The organism is Streptomyces sp. NPDC089919 (assembly GCF_040684615.1).
Lineage (GTDB): Bacteria > Actinomycetota > Actinomycetes > Streptomycetales > Streptomycetaceae > Streptomyces.
This window is the reverse complement of sequence record NZ_JBFBGK010000222.1, coordinates 1,362-2,712: the sequence shown is the minus strand read 5'-3', so window position 1 is coordinate 2,712 and position 1,351 is coordinate 1,362. Positions and strand designations below refer to the sequence as shown.

Genomic DNA, 1,351 nt, shown 5'->3' with positions numbered 1-1,351 from the left:
GGTGGCTGATCGTCTTGGACGACATCGCCGACCCGGCCGACCTGATCGCCCACCCTGGCTCGGGCCAGCGTTTCAGCCTGTGGCCCCCGGCCAGCCCTCACGGGCGGGTGCTGCTCACGACCCGCTGCCGGGACGCCGCCCTCTTCGGCGAAGGCCGACGCCGCATCGACGTCGGGCTGTTCACCCCGGAGGAGTCCCTCGCCTACCTCACCTCCGCCCTGGCCGCGCAGGACCGGATCGAGCCTGCCGGCGAGCTCGCCGCCCTCGCCGACGACCTCGGACACCTCCCCCTCGCCCTGGCCCAAGCAGTCGCCTACCTGATCGACGCGGGCGAGACCGCCGCCGACTACCGCCAGCTCCTGGCCGACCGCACCACCACGCTTCACCGCCTCGCCCCCGCCACCCTGCCCGACGAACAAGCCACCGCCCTGGCCGCGGCCTGGTCCCTGTCCATCGACCGCGCCGACACCCTCCAACCGGCAGGCCTGGCCCGCCCCATGCTCCAGCTCGCCGCCTTCCTCGACCCCAACGGCATCCCCCAAAACGTCCTCACCAGCGAAACAGCGCGGGCGTACCTCACCACCCACCGCACCAACTCTGGCGACAGCCCGCAGACCTCCGTTTCCTCCACCGACGCGGTACGCGCCCTACGCGCCTTGCACCGCTTGTGCCTGATCGACCACCAGCCCACCAACCCCGACCAAGCCGTCCACATCCACCAGCTCATTCAGCACGCCACGCGCGACACCCTCACCCCGGACCAGCATCATCAGAGCGCGCGCACTGCCGCCAGCGCCCTGCGGGATGCCTGGCCTGTGATCGAACGTGACACGGACGTCGCCCAGGCTCTGCGTGCCAACACCAGTGCACTCGTGCACCACGCCGAAGACAGCCTGTACGAGCCGGACGCACACGCTGTGCTTTACCGCCTCGGCCGCAGCCTCGGGGAGTCAGGGCAAGTCACGGCCGCCGCCGGCCACTTCTGGCACCTTGCCGCTGCCGCACGCAACAAGCTGGGCGACGACCACCCCAACACCCTCACCGCCCGCAGCAACCTCGCCGCCTGGCGAGGGACGGCGGGAGACGCGGCCGGCGCAGCACAGGCCTACGCCGACCTCCTCGAACCCGTGGTCCGGGTACTGGGCGAAGACCACCCCAATAGCCTCACCACCCGCAACAACCTCGCCTACTGGCGAGGCCAGGCGGGGGACGCGGCCGGCGCAGCGCAGGCCTTCGCGGAACTGCTGTCCGACCTAATCCGGGTGCTGGGCGAAGACCACCCCGACACCCTCACCGCCCGCGGCAACCTCGCCACCTGGCGAGGGACGGCGGGAGACACGGCCGGCGCAGC

At 71.7% G+C, this 1,351-nt stretch carries 1 protein-coding gene; it reads left to right on the top strand.

Annotation, left to right across the window (positions count from 1 at the left end; translation table 11 throughout):
* Positions 1-14 precede the first annotated feature (14 nt).
* Positions 15-1,351: tetratricopeptide repeat protein (locus tag AB0O40_RS37750; protein WP_365050872.1), on the top strand; the 1,337-nt coding region annotated here is incomplete at its 3' end.